Source organism: Paraburkholderia sp. D1E, from assembly GCF_052682275.1.
This window is the reverse complement of sequence record NZ_JBQYMB010000001.1, coordinates 1380340-1403834: the sequence shown is the minus strand read 5'-3', so window position 1 is coordinate 1403834 and position 23495 is coordinate 1380340. Positions and strand designations below refer to the sequence as shown.

The following is a 23495-nucleotide window of genomic DNA, read 5'->3' as shown; positions in this document are numbered from 1 at the left end:
AGGAAAGCCGCGCCTTCTCACACCCGGCTAATTACTTCGAAGCCCACGACGAAAAACGTTGCTCCAACTCATCGCCATGGTCGGTCCAAAACGTGAGATTCTGCAGCACCGCATTCTTACCATTGGCCGGCGAATTCGGCAGATTAGCAAGCGTCTTCGGATCGAGCGCCTTGATCGCCGCCACGTTCACCGGGCCGTACGCGATGTTATGTGCGTAGTCCTGCTGCGGTTTCGACGAAAGCGAATAGGCGATGTACTTCTCGGCCAACGCCTTGTTCGGCGTGCCCTTCGGAATCGCCCAATAATCGAGGTCGTAAATGCTGCCGTTCCACACGACCTTGAGGTTCTTGCCTTCCCTCTGCGCGGCATCGATACGGCCGTTGTACGCAGTAGACATCACCACGTCACCCGCGACGAGGAATTGCGGCGGCTGCGCACCCGCTTCCCACCACTGGATATTCGGCTTCAGTTCGTCGAGTTTCTTGAATGCGCGGTCCTGACCTTCCTTGGTGGCGAGCACCTTGTAGACGTCCTTCGGCGGGACGCCATCGGCCATCAGCGCGAATTCGAGGTTGTAGCGCGCGCCCTTGCGCATGGCGCGCTTGCCCGGGAATTTTTTCACGTCCCAGAAATCGGCCCAGCCAGTCGGCGCGGTTTTGAGTTTGTCGGCGTTATAGGCAAGTGCCGTCGACCACACGAAAAAGCCCACGCCGCAGGTTTGCGGTGCTTCGGGAATCAGATCCGACTTCTTGCCGATTTTCGACCAGTCGAGCTTCTCGAATAGTCCTTCGTCACAGCCGCGGCCAATGTCGCCCGATTCGACTTCCACCACGTCCCAATTCACATGCTTCGCTTCGACCATCGCCTTTATTTTGGCTTGCTCACCGTTGTATTCGACGGCAGTCACCTTATTGCTGGTTTGCGATTCGAAAGGCTGGTTGAATGCGACTTTCTGCGCGTCGCCATTCGCGCCGCCAAAATTAACGACCGTCAGTTCCGCTGCATTGACCTGCGCCGCGCCCAACGCGAGCGCCACAGCACCGACAGCGATGGCGCAGCGCGATTTCCCGATCTTGCTCATGGTGTGTTGCTCTCCTTTGGTGGTGTGCTTCAAGCTAAGTACAGTGCGACTTGTTATGTGCTGCTTACGTGAACTGCTTTTTTCCTGCGTCGAACGACCTACGACTCACGCCTCACACGACCTCACGCCCCAGCAAACACCCGCAGATGTTCGGGTGCGAACTCCAGCGCGATCGGCGCGCCAGGCGCAAAGGTGGCGAGTACATCGGTGCCGAGCGGCACCTTGACGAAACACTCGTCCTGTTCCGGCAGGCCGCAGCGCATGCGCACGTGGTCGCCGAAATAGATCAGCCCGCGCGCTTCGCCGCTTAATGCATTGGCGCCTGGCCGTGACACACCGTTGGCAAGCTTCATGCGCTCGGGCCGAATACAGGCGACCGCCGGCGTACCCGCCCGCGCGCCGCCGATATTGCGTCCTGTGAGTCGTGTGCCGTCGATCAGATGAAACTCGCAGTACTCACCGTCGACGTTCGCGATCGTCCCGCGCAGCTTGTTGCTGTCGCCGATGAAGTTCGCGACGAACTCGTTGCACGGCGATTCATAAAGACGATCCACGGTATCGAGTTGCTGCACGATGCCTTTATCGAACACGGCGACACGGTCGGACATGGTCAGCGCTTCACCCTGATCATGCGTGACGTACACAAACGTCACGCCGAGCTTCTCGTGCAATGATTTAAGTTCGTACTGCATGTGTTCGCGCAACTGCTTGTCGAGTGCGCCGAGCGGCTCGTCCATCAGCACGAGCTTCGGTTCGAACACCAGCGCCCGCGCGAGCGCAATGCGTTGCTGCTGGCCACCGGAAAGCTGCGCCGGATAACGCTTCGCGAAGCTCTCCATGCGCACCATCTTCAGTGCGTTATGGGTGCGATGCGCGCGTTCCTCGGCAGAGAGTTTGCGCACGGTGAGCGGATACGCGACGTTCTGCTCAACCGTCAAATGCGGAAACAGTGCGTAGTTCTGAAAGACCATGCCGATGTTGCGCTTGTGCGGCGGCACGGTATTGAGCAGCGTGCCATCGAGCCAGATCTCGCCGCCGGTGGGAAATTCAAAACCCGCCAGCATCATCAGACACGTGGTTTTCCCTGATCCCGAAGGTCCGAGCAGTGTCAGAAATTCGCCCTGATAGATATCCAGATCGAGTTGCTTGACGACCAGCGTTTCGCCGTCGTACGTCTTGCGTACACCTCGAAAGCTGACGATCACGTCATCGGTTTTCATGCCCAGGTCTCCTCTGCGGTCCGGCTGGCTCCCCCTGCAAAACAGCGGGATTGCATTAATTGCGTGGCTCACTATAGTCCCTTACGGTTCTACAATATGGAACCATTTCATTATTCCGGATAGAACCACTTGGACACTGTGATCTTGTCGGATTGGCTCGCCGCGCGGCTCGACCGCGCGGCCCCCGAACCGGTCTACAGGCAGACGTTGCGGCTGATGCAGCAGGCCATCCTGACCGGCCAGTTGCCGCCAGGCACCAAGCTGCCCAGTTCGCGCACGCTCGCCGAAGACCTCGGCATCGCGCGCAACACGGTGCTGCACGTCTACGATCAGTTGACCGCCGAAGGCTATGTGATCTCGACCACGGGCAGCGGCACCTATGTCGCCGACACGCGGCCGGACACGGCGGCAATGAATGCGCGCAAGCAACCGGCAGTGGCAAGCATCGACGCGGACGGCGCCAGTCAAGCCGCCGAGGCCTTGAAGCCGCCAAAGCGCGATCTCGGCGACCTCTCCATACGCGGACGAAGGTTGATCGATCAGGCCGGCGTATCAGCAAAACAATGGGGCGCGTTTATGCCGGGCGTGCCTGACGTCGCCGAATTTCCCGCGCGTACATGGAGCCGCTTGCAGGCAAGATTGTGGAAGGAAGCTAATCCCGATCTGCTGACCTATGCGCCTGGCGGCGGCTATCGGCCGTTAAGGCGCGCGTTGTCCGACTACCTGCGGGTCGCGCGCTCGGTGAATTGCACGCCCGATCAGATCATCATCACGACGGGCATTCATCAGTCGATCGATCTGGCGGTGCGTTTATTGACCGACGTCGGCGATCGCGCATGGGTGGAAGAGCCGTGCTATTGGGGCGCGCGCAGCGTGCTGCAATCGTCGGGGATCACGTTGGTACCCGTGCCGGTTGATGCCGAAGGCCTCAACCCACGCGAACAGGATTTGCAACAACCGCCGCGTCTCGCGCTAGTCACGCCCTCGCATCAATATCCGCTCGGCATGGTGATGAGTCTTGCGCGCCGCCGCACGCTGCTCGAATATGCGCGCCAGCATAATGTCTGGATCATCGAGGACGACTACGACAGCGAGTTCCGCTACGGCAGCCGTCCCCTGGCGTCGTTGCAAGGCCTCGACGACGCCGGTCAGGTGATCTACGTGGGTAGCCTGGGGAAGATGCTGTTCCCAGGTTTGCGGATCGGCTACATGATCGCGCCGGAGCATCTGGTCGATACGTTCCGCACGGGCGTGGCCGAGCTGTATCGCGAGGGACAGTTAATGCAGCAGGCCGTGATGACCGATTTCATCATGGACGGCCATCTCACGTCGCATGTTCGCCGTATGCGAGCGCTCTACGGTGAGCGCCGCCAGATTCTGATCGACGCGATCACTGCGCGCTTCGGCAACGAACTCCCGGTCATGGGCGACGAAGCCGGTCTGCATCTGGTGCTCGGCCTGCCCGATCATGCCAACGATCGGGCGGTCACGGCTGCGGCTTACGATGCCGGCGTGATTGTGCGGCCGCTCGCCGCCTATTACAGCAGCGAGACGCCCGCACGCCGCGGACTATTGCTGGGATACGCCTGCGTGGCGAACGAGAAGATCGGTCCGGCATTCGACACGCTCGCGCGTGTGATCGAGGAGACGGCATTGAAGAAAAAACCTACGCGCGCCGCTTAACTGCACGCGGCCGCACTGCGAAATGCGTCCACAACGCATACGTCACATCGCATCACGAAAGCGAGACGACGATGACGAACCGGCCCGCATTGCAACGCATCACTTCAAGCCAAAGTCCACCCGCGTCGTCGCACCCTTGTCCTTGATGCCATCTGCGTTCAGCTTCGGCGCGACGATAAACACGCGGCTGCTGTCGATCTTGCCCTCGAAATACTGCTGCACAGCTTGCGCCCGTTGCTGTGCAAGATCACGCAAGCTAGCGTCATTGATCGGAGCGTTGGTGGCCATCGCGCTTTTCATCTCGTCGTCCGGCAAGCTCTTGGTCAAGCCGACAAAATTGCGCGGCTTCTTGAAGTCGGCCGCCTTGTAGGCCTTGGTCAAGTACTTGTCGTATTCCTTCGGATCCACGGTGACGGTCGAGAGATCGACGCTCTCGCCGTTGCCCACCACGTCCTTGATCTTCTGCTGCTTGACCTGGCGATCAACATATTGCTCGCGCAGGCCCGGTCCGTCGACCGCCGGATCGACGCGGCCAATCAGATCGATACGAATTGAGGTCTTGTCGGCCAGCGCCTTCACGATCGTGTCAAGTTTCTTGTCGGCGGCATCCGAAAGCTTCGCCGAACCCGGATCGAATTCGACATAGCCCAATTCCTCGCCACCGCCACCGAACGCATTGGCGATCAATGAGAACGGCGCGGTCACGGCCTTCTGCAGCAGATTGAGCACTGCATGCCAAATCAGCCCGCCGATACTGAATTCAGGGTTCGACAACGAACCCGACACCGGCAGATTCACGTCGATTTCACCGCGCGAATTTTTCAGCAGCGAGATCGCGAGACGCACCGGCAGCTTGGTCGCCGTATTGTTCTCGACATGATCGCCGAACGTGAGCTGATCGATGAAAATATGGTTGTTCGCGTTCAACTGATCGTTATCGAGCTTGTAGTGCAGATCGACGTTCAGCTTGCCTTTGGTGATCGGATAGCCGGCGTATTTCGCCGAATACGGCGTGAGGTTGGTGAGCTCGATATCGTGCGCGCTGGCGGTCAGATCGAGCGCCGGCTTCGCGATCAGCGGATTGATCGTACCGCGAATCGACAGCGGGCCATTGGCCGCCAGCTTCGCGGCGATATCCACCGGCGCCGCCGTGGTCGATTGCGTGCCGAACGCGCCGACCGTGCCTTGAATGGCGACGAGATTCGCTGTGAAGTTCGGCTTGATGAAGTTGTCGGTGTACGTCACGCGGCCCTGTTGCAGCACCAGTTGACCGAAGTGCAGTTTGACGGGGCTTTGCGGCGGCGTAGCGGCTGTCACGGTCGCCGGCGTGGCCGACGCCGGCACCGGCGCGGATGCCACCTCGGGCGCCGATGCGGCTTGCGGCGTCAACGGCACCGGTTCGGCGCCGCTCTTGTCGCGTGTCAGCGATTGCGCGGCGCCGCTTTCATGCGCGACCACGTCGCTGAGATTCAGCTTGCCTTGCGCGTCGAGCAGCACACGCCCATAGAACTTCGTGAACGTGACGCGGCCCGCGTCGACCACTGTGCCGCGTTCGTCGTAGTCGGCCTTCAGGTTGGACAGCGCGAGTGAGCCCCAACCCGCAAACGGGTCAGACGTCGCCTTGTCGAGCATCCGTACGTCGACTAGCGCCACGTCACCACGGTACGTCGCTTTCAGCGCCTTCGCCTGACTCAGCGCGAGATCGCCGTTCGCGTTGAGCAACGCGCTCGCGATCAGCGCATTCAGTTTGCTGCCGAAGTACGGTTCGAACGCCGCTGCATCCAGGCGATTCGCGTTCACCTTGACTGCCACCTTGAGCGGTGTCGCCGTGACATCGCCTTTTATGCCGAGGGTGCCCTTCTGGTTGAGCGTCGCTTGCAGATCGATCGGCAGCGGACGGCTCAGGTCGTCGCTGATCTGCTGCACCTTCAGTTGCAGCGGCGTCACGCTCAACTTCACCGGACGCGGCGTGGTGTTGTCGGTGAAATTGGCGGTGGCGTCTTTCAGGTTGAGCTCACCGAGCTTGTAGTGCCACGCGGGTCCTTGCTGCTCGGCCTTCTTGACTGCGTGGATCGCCGTGCGCTGCTGTTCGGCCTGATGCGGACCGGCGAGCGCGGCAAGGTCGATGCTGCCGTCTTTCAGACGCTGCACGTTGACCACCAGGCCGGTCGTGTCGACGCCGGTGATGTCTGCCGTGCGTCCCGCAACGTCCACCTGCTTGATCGTCACCTGTCCCTGCGCGAGCGAGACGACGGGCGCCTTGCTGCCGCGCGTCGCGAGTTTGAGCGATTGCAGATCGAGTTGCGTGTCGGTGACCATCACAGCCGCAGGCGACTTTGACCAGTTCGCACCGACGTTCGCGTTAGCCGACAGCGCTCCGTCAATGACTTGCGCCGCGGTTGCCGCGTCGAGGTAGGGCTGCAGCGGCGGCAATGGCAGCGACTTCAGATCGAGCCTGGCGCTAGCGGTCTTCGCGACAAGACCGAACGCACCGGCCACGCCGAGCGAGCCGGCGGCGTCCTTGAAACCGGTATTGAGCGTGTAGTGCGCGGGGGCGGTAGCGAGCGTCGAGAAATCGGTCAACGTGACGGCCAGTTTTTGCAGGCCGAGATCGACCGGCCGCGAGGCCGCTTCGTCGTGAACATTCACGGTGCCGTCGTTGAGCACGAAGCGTTTGACCGACAGGTCCAGAGGCGGTGCGGTTTTGTCCGTGGCGGTTGCACCCGATGCAGCGACGGGTGCGCTTGCAGCGTTATTGGCCGTCGCAGACGCAGATGCGCCCCCCGCGGATGCCGGGGTAGAAGCGGACGTGGACGCCGGTGCCGGAGCAGAAGCTCCGGCAGCAGGCGCAGGCGCGAACATCCGCTCGACACTCAACACACCTTCTTTGTCGCGCGCAAGATTGGCGTTTGGCGCGTCGATACGGATATCGTCGAAGTGATACAGGCTCTTCAACGGCTCGAGCGTCGCGGCAGCCACATGCACGGTGCGCGCAGCGAAGAACGGTGCCTTGCTCTGATCGCGCACGTCCACGTCATTCAAATCGACGGTGCCCGCCACACGCAGCGAGGGCGCGTCGTTGGAGACTACGAAGTTGAGCTTGAGATCGGTAGACAGCTTGCCGCTCTGCACAATCACGGGCAGCTTGGTCGGCACATAAGACATGAGACGCGGCACGTCGAGCCCGTCAAAGCGCAGCGATACTTCCGATTCGCGCGACGCTGCAAACGGCTTGCTTTTGCCGTCGATAGCGAGCGGACTGCCGTCAATGCGCGCACGCAGCAACGGCTCGACGAAGATATCGGTTTTCGAAGGCAGCGTAGCGATGAACGGAATGCCGAGCTTCCATTGATCGATCACGTGCGTAACACCGAGTAGCTTGTCGTCGAACGTGATCTGGCCGTTCTCGAGGCGAATGTTCGACACCGAAAAGAGCGTCGGCTTGCTATCGGGCTTGGCCGGCTGCTTCGAGAACTTCTCGATCAGGTCGGTGAAATTGAAGCGCTGCGCATCATAGCGAACGATATGGAAACGCGGCGAATCGAGTTGCACTTCGTCGATGATCGGCGCCGCACGAAACAGCGAGCTCCACGACGGCTGCACAATGAGCCGCGAAATATCGACGAAATCGCCCGCGCCGCCACGCTCGCCGATATGCACGCGATCGGCTTCGAGTTTGAGCGTGTATGGATTGAGCGCAATGCGGCCGATCGTGGCGGGCCGGTCGAGTTGTTTGCTGAGTTGCTGCTCGGCAATGTGGCGAATCAACGGCGGCGCCGCGAAAAAGCCCAGCAGACCGAACAATACGAGGAAGATCAGCAGACCCGTGATGACACGCCGGGTACGGCGTGACTGCGCGACGTCGCGCACGGTCTGCATGGAAGATGCGAGTGATGCTTTATTGATGCTTGCCATGCTCGGTCTTGGGTAATGCGGCGGCAAGCCCGCCGCGAAAACGAAAATCCCGCAAGCGGCAGTATAAGTGGTGAATCTTACGCGGGATAGAAATGTAAGCCGTGCCTTACACATTGTTGCGCGTTACAACGCCGCATGTCCGCCGACACGAAGCGGCGGACATGGGCTGATTTATGCGTCACTCATGCATCGCTGTCACAGCAGTGACGCATTTCACTGATGCGGCTTCACAGTCGCACTTCATTCGCGAACTTCATTGACGCACAACTGCCGGCGGCTGCCAGCTGCCGTCGGTAGCTTGCGGCTTCGGCGCGTACAGGCGCAGCATCAGTTGCAGATCGGCACGCGGCGCCGGCAGCCAGTTGCCGCTCTTGCTGCGCGTCGACGACACCGTTACGTCGAGCGAGCCGTCGCGATTGCGGCGCGCGCCGTTGCGATCGCCGACCGCCAGACGTGCCGGCGCGCTTTCCCCTAACGCGCCATCCTTCGTGTAGGCGGTAATCGTCCAGAAGCCGCGTACCGGCGGCAACTGGTTCGGTGCGAAATGAATCACGTAGCGGTTTGCGCCGTTGAGCGCATGACCGTCGCTGTCCTGAGTGACGACCGCGCGCACTTCGTCGTCCTTCGTGCCAATGCCCGGTTGGGTCGCCGCAGCGTAAGCGCGCATTGCGTAGTCGGGGCCGTAGTTGCCCACGCCGTCGCCGAACCAGCTCCAGCCGTTGCCGCTCAGCAGATTGGACGGCGGCGTGACAACGCGCTCGTGACCGTCGGCGAGACCTGCGGCAACTGCCTCAGGTGCACTCGGCAGCGTCACCGGATTGCCAGGCGTCACGCCGAAATCCGAAAGGATTTTCAGTGCATGCGGATCGGCTGGTGTCGGCGGGTTGTCCGGCAAGGCCTGCGCGAGTCGGCTGAAGAAACCGTTCGCGTCAAGCGCGGCGACTTGCGCGGCCGGCGTACCGGCAGCGGCCGCAGCGGCGGAATCGGCAGCATTGCTGCGCGGCGGCGTAATCGACACCGAACGCGTGTCACCGGCATAGACGCTCAGCGGCGCGACGCGGATGGCGCGCTGCAGCTTGCGCACCGCCGTCAGGTCGCGAGTGCCGTTCGACTGGATGCGCACGCTCACCCATGCGTTGCGGGTCGGCACGTCGACGCGCTTCACGCCCTTGGGCAGATCGCCCTGCCAGCCCGGGCCGACGAAGGCAATCGTTTGCGCCTTGACGCCAGCGGCGCGGGTGGCGAACTGTGAACTGGTCGACCACACCACGTTGGTCCACATGTCGAGCACGCGAGCGTCGACGTAACGTCCGTGCGAGTCGGGCAGCGACACGATCACCGGCTCGCTGCCGACGTCCAGCCAGCCGGTAGAGTCGAGGGTGTCGAGACTCGGCTGCAGCGGATTGGCGGCGCCGATAGGCGGCAAGGCCTGAGCGTGGCGCAGCGTATTGACCGGCGCCTGGCCCGGATCGGTACCGACCGCCGCATCGCGCGCGACGCCCATCAGCACCAACGGATAGCCGAAAACATACGAATCGGCGACTTCGTCCTTGATCCAGCCAGTGGTTTTTTGCGTCGTGGACGGCGTCGACGCACAACCAGCCAGAAATGCGAGGCCTGCGAGCGATGCGCAGGTCCAGTGAAGCGAAAACAGTTCTTGGCGATTTTTTATCATTCGTTCAGGTGGCAGAACGTGCGGTCCTAAGGGAAACGTCGGTGAGCGGCGGAACCTGCTTGCGTGGCCTCCCAAAGCCGAACGCAGCCAGTCCGCGGCTCGCGATGCCGACAACATCGGGTTGTATCGTATCCTTGTTCACCAGGCAAGCGCAAAGGCAGGAATAGCGCTTCGTAACAAACGCGTGGACATCATTTACAGTACGGTTGGCGATTTTTGTCACGCCCGCGCCGGTTCTTGCCCTGCTGGCCGCCCTTTTCGACCACTCACCGCCCTTTTGTATCCGGAGCGTTTTATGTATATGCCCGCCCATTTTGAAGAGAACCGTCCAGAGGTTCTCCACCGCCTGATTGCTGAGCAGTCGTTCGGCGCGCTGATTACCCATGGGCCGAATGGGCTCGACGCGAATCATTTGCCTTTCGAATTCGACGCGCAGCTAGCCCCCGAAGGGGGCGACGCACAGCCCGCCCGCACCCACGGCATCCTCCGCGCCCACGTCGCCCGGGCCAATCCGGTCTGGCAGGAAGTCGCCGCGAACCCGGAAGCCCTCGTTATTTTTCAGGGGCCGGCCGCCTACATCTCGCCGACCTGGTACCCGAGCAAGCACGAGACGCATCGTCAGGTGCCGACTTACAACTATATGGTCGTGCACGCGCATGGCCGGATCGTCGTGCGCGACGACGAGTCTTTCCTGCGCGGTTTGGTCGCGCGGCTCACCCGAAAAATGGAAGCGGGCGAGCCGGTGCCGTGGAAGATGGGCGATGCGCCAGCCGACTATATTGCGCAGATGCTGGGGGCGATCGTCGGCCTCGAGATCGAGGTCACGCGACTGGTCGGCAAATGGAAGCTCGGCCAGAACAAGGAGGCCACCGACCGGCGCGGCGCGGCCGAAGCCCTGCTGGCACGTACCAGCGACGAGCAGAAGGCCGTTGGCCAGGCGATGCTGGACGCGCCACCGGCGTTCTGAGCTTCCGGCTCATTAGCCGTGCGCAACGCAGCCGCAAGCTCTTTGGCTTCGCAGCCTGCCGCCATAGGCTCGATCGGCTGATAGACATCCCGGACGCTTGCGGCAACGCGCTCTGGTGGCCCGTTCGGCAACGTTTCAGTGCGCCTCAAAAACGTTCTTGACCTTCCCATCATGGGAAGGTCAATACTCGGTTCATGATGCGGCCCAATGCTGCTACGAGCCAGACCTGCCATGACCGAACTTGCCACGCCGCTGCGTCCCACGGACGCTACGCCCTCCAGAACCACCGAACTCGATATCGGCGGGATGACCTGCGCCTCATGCGCGATGCGCGTCGAGAAGGCGCTGGCCAAAGTGCCGGGCGTCACGCGCGCGTCGGTGAATCTCGCCACTGAAAAAGCCAGCATCGACAGCGACGCTGCCGTCGACCCCGAAACGCTCGCCAGCGCCGTGCGCAAAGCCGGCTACGACGCCACGCCGTCGGCGCGTCCGGACGTCAAGCCGGCGCAAGCTTCGCACGCCACGGAACTCGCGATAGGCGGAATGACCTGCGCCTCATGTGCGATGCGCGTGGAGAAGGCGCTCGCGAAGGTACCCGGCGTCGCGGGCGTCTCGGTGAATCTGGCGACCGAAACGGCAACCGTTAACCTAAGCGACGCGGCCGCGAGCGCAGATGCCGAAACCGACGCGTTAATCGCAGCGGTCAAGAAAGCGGGCTACGAGGCGACGCTGATGGCGCCGCCGGATACATCGGCGTCCGCCGTCGACACTCCTGCCCTTACCGCCACAGCAAGCAAGCGCAATCAGACGCGCCGCGAACTGACGGCCGTGCTCGCCTCCGCCGTGCTGACGCTGCCGCTCGTCCTGCCGATGGTCGGCGAATGGTTCGGCTTGCACGCGATGCTGTCCCCCTGGCTGCAATTCGCCCTCGCCTCGATCGTGCAGTTCGTGTTCGGCGCGCGCTTCTATCGGGCGGCCTACCGTGCCGTGCGGGCCGGTGCCGGGAACATGGACTTGCTGGTGGCGCTCGGCACGTCGGCGGCTTATGGGATCAGCGTCTACGAACTGGCCACTCATCCGGGCGACATGACGCATCTGTATTTCGAAGCGTCGGCGGTGGTGATTACGCTGGTGCGCTTCGGCAAGTGGCTCGAAGCGCGCGCCAAGCGCCAGACCACGGATGCGATCCGCGCGCTCAACGCGCTGCGCCCCGACCGCGCGCGAATCCGCGTCGGCGCGGACGAACGCGAAGTACCGCTCGCGCAGGTGCGGGTCGGGACGGTGGTGGTCGTGCGTCCCGGTGAACGCGTGCCAGTCGACGGCGCCGTGCTCGAAGGCCGTACCCATATCGACGAATCGCTGATTACCGGCGAAAGCCTGCCGGTACCGAAGCAGGCAACCGACCGGGTCACCGCCGGCTCGATCAACGGCGAAGGCGCGATTGCGGTGACAACCACCGCGATCGGCGCGGAAACGACTCTCGCACGCATCATCCGCCTCGTGGAAAGCGCGCAGGCCGAGAAGGCGCCGATCCAACGACTGGTCGACCGTGTCAGCGAGATCTTCGTGCCGGCGATTCTGGCGATTGCGGCGCTCACGCTGGTGGGTTGGCTGATTGCCGGTGCGGGCGGCGAAACCGCAATTCTGAATGCCGTTGCCGTGCTGGTGATCGCCTGCCCCTGCGCCCTCGGACTGGCAACGCCCGCGGCCATCATGGCCGGCACTGGCGTTGCTGCGCGGCATGGCGTGCTGATCAAGGACGCCGAGGCGTTGGAAACCGCGCATCGGGTGAATATCATCGCATTCGATAAAACCGGCACGCTGACGCTCGGGCAACCGTCGGTGACGGCGTTCGAGGCAATCGGCGGCATTGAACGCGACGAGGCGCTGGCGCTCGCCGCAGCCGTGCAGCGGCAAAGCGATCATCCGCTGGCGCGGGCAGTGGTGAAGGCGTATGAAGCAGCACAGGCCGGCAATCTACAAGACGACAATGCGGTTGAGGTCTCGCTGGCGAATGGCGGCGTTGAGGCACTGGGCGATAACGCGCCGGGCGCTTCAGCATCCGCGGCGGTAGCGAAAGGCGCGGCGGAGCTGCCGGTTGCATTGCGCACGGCAAGCGACGCCCGCGCGGTGCCCGGCCGCGGTGTGGAAGCCGACATCGATGGCCGCACCCTGGCGCTCGGTAGCACGCGCTGGCTCAACGAACTCGGCATCCCGTTACCGCCGCAACTTGCCGAACGCGCAAAACAACTCGAAGCCACAGGCAACACCGTCTCCTGGCTAATGCAGCGCGCGCCGCTGGCGCCCACCGCGCTCGCATTGATCGCCTTCGGCGACACCGTCAAGCCGACTGCTCGTGCGGCCATCGAACGGCTCACCCAGATGGGCATCAAAAGCGTGCTCGTCACGGGCGACAACGCCGGCAGCGCGGCGAGCGTCGCCCAGGCCCTCGGCATCGCCGAAGTCCACGCCGAAGTCCTGCCTGACGACAAAGCCCGCGTGATCCGCGACCTGAAGATCCGCAGCGCCGGTATCGTCGCGATGGTAGGCGACGGCATCAACGACGCCCCCGCGCTCGCTGCCGCCGACATCGGCATTGCAATGGCGACCGGCACCGACGTCGCAATGCAGGCGGCCGGCATCACGCTGATGCGCGGCGACCCGGCGCTGGTGGCCGACGCCATCGACATTTCGCGCAGGACCTGGCGCAAGATCCAGCAGAACCTGTTCTGGGCCTTCGTCTACAACCTGATCGGCATTCCGCTAGCCGCTCTCGGCTTGCTGAACCCGATGCTGGCCGGCGCGGCAATGGCGTTTTCGAGCGTAAGCGTCGTCACCAATGCGCTGCTGCTGCGCACCTGGCGCGGCGCGTCGGGACGATGATGCGTTCACGCATCGATGGCGCAGACGGGCTATATATGCCCATATATTACGAATCGCTTTCGAATGCACTAAAGAATTGGGCAAATCGGCCGTAATCCTGACATAGGTGTAAACCATGCGTTCGCATGGTTTACACGTCACATGTCTCCCTTTACTCCGAATGCCCATGGAATTTCTCTCTTTGCGCCGCGCCAGTGTTGGCGCCCGGCTTGCCGTACTGTCGTGCGTGCTGGTAGCGTTGATTTTCGCGGCCTTTACGTGGGCTCTCACGCGCACCGCAGGCAAGCAGGTCAGCGATCAGGTACTCGAACGTATCGCCGATAAGGATCGCTCGATCGCCGCCATGATCACGCTGTTCGACAAGGCGCTGTCGTCCGAAGTCGATCGCTCGATGTCGCTGTTCGCGAGCTTCCTGCCCACCGGCTATACGCTCGACGACACCCAGAAAGTCGACATCAACGGCGTCGCCACCCCAACCATCAAGGCCGGCGACAAAGTCCTGAATATGGACTTCTCGATTCCCGATCAGTTTCTCGAGCGCAGCGGCGCGGTAGCCACCGTGTTCGCACGCAGCGGCGACGACTTCGTCCGCGTGACGACTTCTCTGAAGAAACAGGACGGCTCACGCGCGATCGGCACACTGCTCGACCGCAAGGGACCCGCGTACGCACTGATCATGGCGAACCAATCCTATACGGGACTTGCCGCGCTCTTTGGCAAACGTTTGATTACCCAATATCGGCCGATTACCGATGCAAGCGGTCGCGTGATCGGCGCACTGTTCGTTGGCGTGAACGTGGACAAGGAGATCCAGTCGGTCGAAGACGGCATCAGCAAACTGAAAATCGGCGACAGCGGCTACTACTTCGTGGTCAACGCCTCGAAGGGTGCGGATCGCGGCAAGCTGATCGTGCATCCGGCCGCAGCCGGCCAGAACACGGACAACGCGAACGCGCCCTATCAGCAGATGCTCGATATGAACGAAGGCCAGCTCGAATTCAGCTCCGCCGACGCGACGCTCGGCGAGCGCAACGCGCGCGACAAATTCGTGTCGTTCGTCACTGTGCCGGAATGGCAATGGCTAGTGGGCGGCGTTGCGCCGCGCGACGAGGTGATGGCGGACGTCATCTCCACGCGTGATCAATTCCTGCTGATCGGTTTCGCGCTAGTCGGCGCATTCGCGATCGTGTTCCTGATCGCCGTGCGCCGTCTCGTGAGCCGTCCGCTCGATGAAGCCGCGAAGGCCTCCGAGCGCTTCGCCTCGGGCGATCTGAGCGTGCGCGTGGCCAAAGGGGCGAATACACGTGCCGACGAAATCGGCCGCCTGATGCAGTCGATCGACGGCATCGGCGAAGGCCTCGCGCGTATCGTCTCGCAAGTGCGCAATGCGTCGACGGATATGTCGGATGGCACCGAAAAGATCGCCACCGGCAGCGGCAATATCGCGGCGCGTATTGCCACGCAGGCGAGCAGCCTGGAAGAAACGGCGGCCAGCATGGAACAGATCACGTCGACCGTGCAGCAGAACGCCGATCATGCCGCACAAGCCAACACCCTTGTCACCCATGCTGCCGATGCCGCGCTCGAAGGCGGCCGTGCCGTCGAACGCGTGGTCTCGACCATGGGCGAGATCAGCCGCTCGTCGCAAAAGATCGCCGAGATCACCAGCGTGATCGAAGGCATCGCGTTCCAGACCAATATCCTCGCGTTGAACGCGGCCGTGGAAGCAGCGCGCGCCGGCGAGCACGGCAAGGGCTTTGCAGTGGTCGCGTCGGAAGTGCGCGCGCTCGCACAACGCAGCGCAGCTTCGGTGAAGGAGATCGAAGGCCTGATCGCCGCCTCCTCCGCGACCGTTCAAAGCGGCTTCCGGATCGCCGAGGAAGCGAGCTCGACGATGCAGGGCATCGTTCATCAGGTGGGCCAGGTGCGCGCAATCATGGCGGAAATCAGCGTCGCGTCGCGCGAGCAATCGGGCGGCATCGAACAGGTCAACCTTGCTGTCACGCAGATCGGTGAGGCGACCCAGCAGAATGCGACGCTCGTCGGCGAGGCGGAACTCGCGGCGGCTGAGTTGCGCGCTCAGGCCGCGCGGCTTGCGCAGGTGGTTAGTGTGTTCAAGCTGGAAGCCGGGCGGGATTAAGGCGTTGCTTTAGCCTGGCGAGGGCGCGGCGCTAGTTGCCGCGCCGCCATCGTCAAAACTCCACATCCAGTTCGTCGATTTCCTCCACTTCCTGCTGCGCGTCCGCGATCCACTCCTGCATTTCGGGCAGCGCCATGATGCGCTGCCCGTATTCGACGATCTCCGGATCGAGCTTCACGTCGTAGGTGACGAAACGTGTCACGACCGGCGCGTACATCGCATCCGCCGCGCTGCGCTCGCCGAATAGAAACGGCCCGCCGTACTGCTTCAGGCAATCGCTCCAGATTGTCACGATGCGGTCGATATCCGATTGCGCCCGCGCCCACACCTTGAAGCCCGGAAAATGCGCTTTCAGGTTCATCGGCAACGCCGAGCGTAGCGAACCAAAACCCGAGTGCATTTCACCGCAAATCGAGCGGCAATGCGCTCGTGCGCGGATGTCCCTGGGCAATAACATCGCGTCCGGTTTCAGCTCGTTCAGATATTCGGCAATCGCCAGGGTGTCCCAGATCTTGATACCGTCGTGAAAGAGACACGGCACCAGAATCGACGGCGAGAGCAGCAGCAATTCGGCGCGTGCGGCCGGATCGTCGATCGGCATCACGATCTCTTCGAAAGGCAGGCCGCTGAACCTGGTCAACAGCCAGCCGCGCAGCGACCACGACGAATAATTCTTGCTGCTGATGGTGAGCGTGGTATTCGCCATACGTTTCTCCTCCAGATGAGGCGTTCAGCCGACGCCTGACGATGCGCATGCACGTTGCCGTGCGCGGACGCACCAAAGCGCGGCAATTTCAGCCCGCTCCCATGACCCGCGCAAATGCTATGCCAACGTAGAGGGACGGCTGCGCCAGTGCGACTGCTTGATTGGCACATGACTTGCCTCTATTCGGGCTCCTTCCTTTCCTGCACTCGTGCGAAGGTTATGAACCTGTTCGCATATCCCACATACCAGGCTTTCGCCGACATGATGCTGCCGATGCGGCACGGCGCTGCGCTGGTGAATCATTCGCTCGACGCCTGGCCCGGGTTTGGTGACACGTCGCATGGTCGTTCGATACGCGCGGCCTGCGAGCTTTTGACGCTCGCCGGACTCACGCCTGTCAGGCCGCCGTTCGGCATCGATAGCGTGGTGACCGAAGGCAAAGCGGTGAAGATCGTCGAGGAAGTGGCGGCGCACACGCCGTTCTGCTCGCTGTTGCATTTCCGTAAGGACGCCACGCTTTCCCATCCGCAGCCGCGCGTGCTCGTGATCGCGCCGATGTCCGGCCACTTCGCGACGCTGCTGCGCGGCACCGTTCGCACGATGCTGGCCGAGCACGACGTCTATATCACCGATTGGCACAATCCGCGCGACGTGCCGCTGAGCCAGGGCCGTTTCGGCTTCAACGAATATGTAAGGCACGTGATCGACTTCACCGAGACGATCGGACCGGGTACGCACCTGCTGGCGGTGTGTCAGCCGACTGTCGCCGCGTTGGCCGCGGTCGCGCTCATGGCCGCCGACGACAACCCCGCGCAACCCGCCAGCATGACGCTGATGGCGGGCCCGCTCGACACGCGCATCAACCCGACGCGCGTCAACGAACTGGCCAAAAGCAAGCCGCTCGCGTGGTTCGAGCAGAACCTGATCAGCGCGGTGCCGTTTGGTTTTGCAGGCGCGCACCGGCGTGTGTATCCGGGCTTTGTGCAACTCACCGCATTCATGTCGATGAATCTCGGCCGCCATCTCGACTCGTTCGAGACCATGCATTACGAGCGTGCCAAAGGCGATCCGGCGAAGGCCGACACGATCCATACCTTCTACGAAGAATACTTCGCGACGATGGACCTGACGGCCGATTTCTATCTGGAGACCGTCGACACGGTTTTTCAGCGGCATGCGCTGCCGCTGCATGAGCTCGAGGTGGAGGGGCAGCTTGTGGACCCTTCGAAGATTCGGCGTACCGCGTTGCTCACTGTTGAAGGCGAAAAGGACGATATCTGCGCGGTTGGGCAGACGCTCGCCGCGCAGGACATGTGCGACAAATTGCGGCCGTATCTGAAGACGCACCATGTGCAGACCGGCGTGGGGCACTATGGCGTGTTCAATGGGCATCGGTGGGAGCGGCAGATTTATCCACGTGTGCGGGCCGTGATTTACGACAACGAGCCGCGCGCGGTGCTGGTGAGTTCACGGGCACGTACGATTCAACCGGTGTCGGTGGCTGCGGCTTCTGAGGTGATGGCGGCAGCGCCGGCTGCAGCGGCGATGGTCGATGTAGCGGTGGAGCCAGCGGCCACGATGACTGCCGCGCCGAACGGGCCTGGTGCGAGCTCCCGGCTCCGCCGTCAAGCCACAACAGGCCTCACGGTCAACGCGACGGAGGCCACCCGCGACGCCGTGAAGTGGTGCTCCGGGTGAGGGCGTTGCAAACGGAGACGGCGCGGTTATTCCTTCAGAAGGCCTCGAGCGGCCGCGATATGCCGCCGCGGCTCTCCTCTCCTCAAGTCGCGATCAAGCTGCGACACTCTTCCACGGCTGTACCGCCGGTACTTCGCACGGGCCATCGACTTCAATCGACTTGAAGTCCGCCGGCGACACGATTTCGATGTACTCCATATCTTCAGAGTAGTCGAACAGATAGTGGACGATGCCCGGCGCCTGATGCACGCAATCTCCGGCGGCGACGAGCGTCTCCTTGTCGCCGTACATGAAGCGCGCCCAGCCCTTCAACATGATCACAATGTGGAAATCGGCCTCATGACGGTGCCAACCGGTGCCTTGCTCTGGTGCGTGATTCGCCTTGACGAGTTGCGCGAGCACCTTGCCGCCGGTTGCCTGCGCGATGCCTAAATCCCGGTAAAGAAAAAAGTCGCGTAGGCCCTGATCTACGTAGGACGTGTCCTGCGGACGGACATGGCTGAATTGCGTGGCGAATTCGGTGGACATGATCGCGCTCCTCTTGAGTGAGCCGGCAGTTGAAAACGACGCGTTGGAGCGTCGGTTGCAAGCATCAAGCGGGCCAGTTTGCGGAGCGGCTTGCTTCAACCACTTCGGCTAATGAGGACTGTTATGCGGTGGGCCGGAACATCTGGAACATCTCGCCGATTTCCGCGTAGTCGGCACGATAGCCGGCGCGCATGATCGGTTGCGCAGCATGCGTATCGAACAGGCCGTCTTTCAGATAGGCCTCGTTGATGTGAACGCCGACCACTTGCCCGAGCGACAGGTAGTTGTCCATCGGCTTGCCGTCGAGGGTATGCAAACGCACCACTTGCAGCAACTTGCATTCGAGCGCGGCCGGCGATTCGGCGACGTGCGGCACGGCGACGTTGCGGCCGGGTGCCGGCGTGAGACCGGCAAGTTCGAATTCGTCGACGTGCGGTGGAACCGGCGCTGACGAACGGTTCATGTGTTTGGCGAGCGGCTTGCTGGCGAGATTCCAGACGAACTCGCCGGTCGCTTCGATGTTGGCGATGCTGTCTTTACGGCCTTCACTGCAGAAACCGACGATCGGCGGGAAGCTGGCGAACGCGCCGAAGAAGCTATACGGCGCGAGATTCAGCGTGCCTTCGCTATCGCGAGAGGAAATCCAGCCGATCAAACGCGGGGCGACGATGGCCTTGAACGGGTCGTGCGGGAGGCCATGACCGGCGGCAGGGTCGTAGAAGTAATGGGACATGGGTTGTGCTCGCGTTCGCGGGTGAGGTGGAGGGTATTTATACCGCAGAGTGCTGGGAGCTGCTGAGGGCGGCACGAGCCGATCTGATCGACGAGATCCAGCGGCGGCGACACTCAGGGAAGGTGCCCGGCCGCCCCACAACCGATGGTTTAACCGCGACTGATCACCCGCTTGCGGCCTTCCTTGATTCGCGCCAAATGGGCGTCGTCCCATTCATAGAATCCAGCGCCGCTACGCACGCCGACGCGCCCCGCGTTCACCTGCGCACGCAGCAGATCGAGCACGTCTTCGTCCTTGGCGAGTTCCGGCATCAGATGCGTGGAGATGTCGAGAAAGGTGTCCAGGCCACCCATGTCCGCGCCCTCGATCGGACCGACAATCCCCCATCGGCGCCCGAGCGAGGCCTTCATGACCCGATCGACCACATCAGGCGTCGCAGCGCCTGAACGCACAATGTTCAATGCCTCACGCAGCACCGCGAACTGCAGCCGGTTGCCGACAAAACCCGGAATCGCCTTCGCCAGCACGACCGGCTCCATGCCGATCGCGCTCATCAAAGCAGCGGTTTGCTCAGTGACCTCTGGCGCGGTCGCGGTACCCGGCACAACTTCGACGAGCGGGATCATGTGCGGCGGATTCCAGAAATGCGCGATCAGGAAACGCTCCTTCGCGCGCAACGGCGCAACCAGTTGATCGGGCGGAAAACCACTGGTGTTGCTCGCGAGAATTGCATCGTCAGCCATCAAACTGGCCAGCGACGCATACAGGCGATGCTTCAGTTCGAGCACCTCGGGAATCGCCTCGATCACGAATTGCGCCGACGCCATGACGTCGAGCTGTGCATACGTCTCGATGCGCGAGAGCGCCGCCTGTTTGGCAGCCGGGTCGATGCGTCCAGCGTCGATCAGTTCGTCGAGCACCGCTTCCGCCTTCGGCGCAACGCTCGCGAGGCGCGCCAGGTCGACGTCGTGAACGATCGTCCGGTGCCCGTGCAATGCGCTTTGCGTCGCAATGCCGACGCCCATCAACCCCGTGCCCACTACGCCTATGACTGCCTTGCTCACGCTGCTCTCCTGCTGCCGTCGATGAAAGCGTTCAAGCATAGCGCAGCGCGCCGCTTTCCAAGGCCGAACGTGACAAAGCCGGTCTTCCGTGAAGAAGGACCGGCTTTGGGGACTTCACGCCGCGTCAAGCGGCGCCGTCATGCGCATTAATAACGCGGGGGCGGCGGGCGACGATCGTCGTGGTGATGCGGATCGTAGTCGTGCGGATGACGGTGCATCCAGTCGTCATGAGCCCAGTAGCGATGGCCGTCATAGTAACGATCGCCATGCCAGCCGATGTTGATCGACACGCCCACCGGCATCATGTGCGGCTGACCGTAAACCACCGGCCCCGGACCGTTCTCAACGATCACCCGTTCCTGGGCGAAAGCGCTGCCGGCCGCGAGCAACGCGCCGCCCGCCAGCAAGGTTGCAATAATCGAACGCGATGTTTTGTTAAAAGTTTTCATAGTGACCTCCCATACAAAGTTTTTGTATCAAGCCAGCGCCCGTGTTCAGTCGACATCGAACCATGATTTCGGGTTCGGACCAGACGCCGTACGCTTGAGACCAACTTTAGCGGGGCAAACCGCATGAAGAAGTGAGCACTTGTAAGCGCACATTTCATAGAAAGGGACGGATGAAGGGTGGCCTTTTTCGCGTTCGCCGCCCGTCTGCAGCGCATGCGCGGTGGATCAACCGGATGGTCGGGCAGCGCCTTGTCAGGCGCCGTTACATTCATTTCGACCAGGAAATATTTGGAAAGACTGGAAGTGGGCGACAGCCGCACAAAAAAACAAAAGCCACGGCACGCGTTTCGCGGGCTGTGGCTTTCAATGATGCTCGCGCACTCGAGGTGCGCGCCTATGCGCGGTGGTCCGCGCTCAGGCCATACGACTTTGCTTTTTTAGTCGCTCAGCTTGATGCCGAACAACGTGGATTGCGCTTTGCGCATGCGCTCTGCTTCGCGGCTACGCGCTGCGTACGAGTAGTCCGAATCCAGCGGCAGATGGGGCGACGCAAAGAGGTCGCTGACCTTTTGGAACAATGCAAAAATGAAGCTCATGGCGACTCCCGGTTGGTTACTGCATTAGCTAGGGTTTTCCCTTAAGAATGATTATAGGGTTTTCCCTAGGCAAAAGCTAGTGCAACGCAGCAATTTCTCGGGTGTGGTGTATTGCCACGGGGTTTTTATTCATGATGCGTCGCACCATGACAACGTCCCTGTTTTTCATATTTCAGGGCCAGAAGCTTCCGTCTACTGGAGCGTGGTTGATTGCGGCTTCCTGCTGCGCGTGGGTTTTGCGCTCGTTGTACTTTTGCCCGGATTGACCGCGGCGGCATCAATGGCGCCTGCCGCGGTGCTCTCCGCGCGCACCAGCGTCGCGTTGTTGACGGACACGATCAGGCCCGGCAGCGTCCGGTTGGGATTGTCTTGCGGCTTGACGGAGGCGCCCGTCGCTGAAAACTCCACGTTCAACGCCCAGTGCCCTTCGTGTATGCCCTGATCGCGCAGAAGCGCGGCTAGCAGCTCCTCGATCGAATATTTGTGCTCGCTAGTCGGCATGGTGGCCCCCGTCAGAAGATGCGCTGGCGTATCCGGTCCGGCTTCGCAACAGCAACGAGAGTGTAAAACGCAAGGTTTGGCTTGCGACGGATCCGCGGCGGACGATGCCTTACGGCACCTATCCTGTGAAGCGGAAATGGAAGCGTGGCTAGGGGAAACGGAAGTACGCGCGGTGCTGGTTGCGCCGGCGCAGCGAGCCGCCGCGGCCAGCTAACGCCGGCGCGGTGATCGCTGAAGATCAATGCGAGTTGGCTGCTTTCGGCTTGTGCGCGTGCTGTACTCGCGCACCGCGCTTGCTATGAGCGGGCGTGGCTGCGGCTGGTGGGGGCACCGCGGTTGCCGCTGCGTCAGAAGCAGCGGTAGCCGCCGCAACATTGGCCATCGCCATGTGGGTGTCGAGCAAGCTGGCCATGGCGGCCTGCTGGTTCTGCATCAACTGTTCGATGCGGTGCTGCTGGGCGGTGGTTTCACGCGTCAGGCGCATCAGAAGCACAGTCTGTGTGATGCCGATCGCGACCGTCACCAGCAACGCGCCTACCACGATCGACAGCATCCATTTCATGCGGCGTGAATGGTCGGTCGCGGCGAGGCGTTGATCGGCGATCACAGCATACAGGGCGTCGACGGTGTCGGCGAAGGCCGTCGCGCGGGCACGGTCAAGTTCAGGCGCGGCACGCAGCGCTGCCGCGGCAGCTTCGGCGCGTTGGGCTTCCCGGAATGAGGGTGCAGCGAATGCGACGTTTGCGTGCCCGGATGCGAATCCGGGCGCAGATGCAGATGCGTTGTCCGACGCCTTGACGGCCGGCTTCGGCGCAGCGCCCGCCGTACCGGACTCGGACTCCTGCTCGGACATAGGCTCGGATTCAGGCGGAAGCAAAGAGAAAGCGCGCTCCGCTCCCGCATTCTCGGCTTCAACGCCAGCCGCTTCTCGCGAAGCCGTCGCCGCCTTGGCAAAGGTCGCCGCAAAGCGCTGCGGTGGTGTAGGGGGCGTGGCAGCACCCGAGGTTGATGCAGCCGCTGTATCGGTCGTCGTGACGCCCGGCTCAGCCGCCTGGCGCAGCGCGGTCACGCTGCGCGCCACGGTAGCCGCCGCCATCGCCGGCGTGAGGGCTGTGGCCGCGTCACGTGCCGATGCCGCCGGCTTCTCTTCGGCCGGCGCCTCTGCTGCCGCCGTCACATCCCCGAAAGCCAGCTCGCCAACAAGCGATCCCGTCGCAGTCGTAACGTCCGGCTCCAGGCCGCTCAATTGCGCATTCATCGGCGCCGGCTCGTCGGATTTCCCGGCGCGAGGCATGCGCCGCGCCGCCTTCGTGTCTAGCGTCGCGCCGTCGGCGTCAATCGCGCCAACCGCTGCCAGCACGACATCGGGTAATTCAAAGCCATGCAGCGTGCCTTGCCGGACGTCGATATTCATCGCTTCCAGCGTGGCGCGGGTGGGATCGTCGGGGAACAGGTCGAGCGTGCTGTCGTCGCGTGAGGCATCGCTCAGTTGCGCGAGACGTTGTGCCGAGCGCGCGGCGCGCGCCAGCTTGTTTTCAGTTTCGGTCGAGACGGTGGCCTGACGCCGCTTCTTCGAAGCGGCGCGCTGAGGCCTGGACTGCGTGGATGCTGCGGAATCTGCCATAGAGAAAAAAGCGGTCGTCGCCGGAAAGCGGG

The 23495-nt window shown here is 62.5% G+C and carries 17 protein-coding genes; 5 read left to right on the top strand and 12 right to left on the bottom strand.

Annotated features, from left to right (window positions below):
• Window positions 1-31: 31 nt before the first annotated feature.
• A complete protein-coding gene (locus ACUN0E_RS06570; protein ID WP_408239083.1) occupies window positions 32-1081 on the bottom strand; it encodes an ABC transporter substrate-binding protein in 1050 nt (349 codons plus the stop codon).
• A 122-nt stretch (window positions 1082-1203) separates the two neighbouring features.
• Entirely contained in the window at window positions 1204-2301 is a 1098-nt protein-coding gene (locus tag ACUN0E_RS06565) for an ABC transporter ATP-binding protein (RefSeq protein ID WP_408239080.1), read from the bottom strand.
• A 129-nt stretch (window positions 2302-2430) separates the two neighbouring features.
• On the opposite strand from ACUN0E_RS06565, the gene pdxR reads away from it, so the two are divergent.
• Entirely contained in the window at window positions 2431-3984 is a 1554-nt protein-coding gene (gene pdxR / locus ACUN0E_RS06560) for a MocR-like pyridoxine biosynthesis transcription factor PdxR (protein ID WP_445566027.1), read from the top strand.
• 99 nt (window positions 3985-4083) lie between these two features.
• Here the strand turns inward: pdxR and ACUN0E_RS06555 are convergent, their stop codons facing one another.
• On the bottom strand, window positions 4084-7899 hold the full coding sequence (locus tag ACUN0E_RS06555; protein WP_445566026.1) for a DUF748 domain-containing protein: 3816 nt from the start codon (window positions 7897-7899) through the stop codon (window positions 4084-4086).
• A gap of 253 nt (window positions 7900-8152) precedes the next feature.
• Window positions 8153-9574, bottom strand: a complete 1422-nt coding sequence (locus tag ACUN0E_RS06550) for a DUF1254 domain-containing protein (RefSeq protein ID WP_445566025.1) — start codon at window positions 9572-9574, stop codon at window positions 8153-8155.
• 295 nt (window positions 9575-9869) lie between these two features.
• Between ACUN0E_RS06550 and ACUN0E_RS06545 the strand changes: the two genes are divergently transcribed.
• The 3 genes from ACUN0E_RS06545 to ACUN0E_RS06535 all read left to right on the top strand — a co-directional run bounded on the left by ACUN0E_RS06545 (window position 9870) and on the right by ACUN0E_RS06535 (window position 15564).
• Window positions 9870-10541, top strand: coding sequence for an FMN-binding negative transcriptional regulator (locus ACUN0E_RS06545; protein WP_408389653.1), 672 nt, complete (start codon window positions 9870-9872; stop codon window positions 10539-10541).
• 231 nt (window positions 10542-10772) lie between these two features.
• Entirely contained in the window at window positions 10773-13424 is a 2652-nt protein-coding gene (locus ACUN0E_RS06540) for a heavy metal translocating P-type ATPase (RefSeq protein WP_445566024.1), read from the top strand.
• 166 nt (window positions 13425-13590) lie between these two features.
• On the top strand, window positions 13591-15564 hold the full coding sequence (locus tag ACUN0E_RS06535) for a methyl-accepting chemotaxis protein (protein ID WP_445566023.1): 1974 nt from the start codon (window positions 13591-13593) through the stop codon (window positions 15562-15564).
• Between the two features lie 52 nt (window positions 15565-15616).
• Here ACUN0E_RS06535 and ACUN0E_RS06530 read toward each other — a convergent pair whose 3' ends face one another.
• Window positions 15617-16270, bottom strand: coding sequence for a glutathione S-transferase family protein (locus tag ACUN0E_RS06530; protein WP_408239061.1), 654 nt, complete (start codon window positions 16268-16270; stop codon window positions 15617-15619).
• 219 nt (window positions 16271-16489) lie between these two features.
• Here ACUN0E_RS06530 and ACUN0E_RS06525 point away from each other — a divergent pair, with 219 nt between their 5' ends.
• Window positions 16490-17968, top strand: a complete 1479-nt coding sequence (locus ACUN0E_RS06525) for a polyhydroxyalkanoate depolymerase (RefSeq protein ID WP_445566022.1) — start codon at window positions 16490-16492, stop codon at window positions 17966-17968.
• 93 nt (window positions 17969-18061) lie between these two features.
• Here the strand turns inward: ACUN0E_RS06525 and ACUN0E_RS06520 are convergent, their stop codons facing one another.
• From ACUN0E_RS06520 to ACUN0E_RS06490, 7 genes are all read right to left on the bottom strand, one after another.
• On the bottom strand, window positions 18062-18496 hold the full coding sequence (locus ACUN0E_RS06520) for a cupin domain-containing protein (RefSeq protein WP_408239056.1): 435 nt from the start codon (window positions 18494-18496) through the stop codon (window positions 18062-18064).
• Window positions 18497-18617: 121 nt separating this feature from the next.
• On the bottom strand, window positions 18618-19229 hold the full coding sequence (locus ACUN0E_RS06515; RefSeq protein ID WP_408239053.1) for a flavin reductase family protein: 612 nt from the start codon (window positions 19227-19229) through the stop codon (window positions 18618-18620).
• Between the two features lie 149 nt (window positions 19230-19378).
• The gene (locus tag ACUN0E_RS06510) at window positions 19379-20332 is read right to left on the bottom strand and encodes a 3-hydroxyacyl-CoA dehydrogenase family protein (protein WP_445566021.1); all 954 of its coding nucleotides are present in this window, start codon (window positions 20330-20332) and stop codon (window positions 19379-19381) included.
• 107 nt (window positions 20333-20439) lie between these two features.
• On the bottom strand, window positions 20440-20742 hold the full coding sequence (locus ACUN0E_RS06505; protein ID WP_408239047.1) for a hypothetical protein: 303 nt from the start codon (window positions 20740-20742) through the stop codon (window positions 20440-20442).
• Window positions 20743-21179: 437 nt separating this feature from the next.
• Window positions 21180-21338, bottom strand: a complete 159-nt coding sequence (locus ACUN0E_RS06500; RefSeq protein ID WP_166618131.1) for a hypothetical protein — start codon at window positions 21336-21338, stop codon at window positions 21180-21182.
• Window positions 21339-21530: 192 nt separating this feature from the next.
• Entirely contained in the window at window positions 21531-21839 is a 309-nt protein-coding gene (locus ACUN0E_RS06495; protein WP_408239044.1) for a hypothetical protein, read from the bottom strand.
• Window positions 21840-22077: 238 nt separating this feature from the next.
• Window positions 22078-23463, bottom strand: coding sequence for a hypothetical protein (locus ACUN0E_RS06490; protein ID WP_445566020.1), 1386 nt, complete (start codon window positions 23461-23463; stop codon window positions 22078-22080).
• Window positions 23464-23495 lie beyond the last annotated feature (32 nt).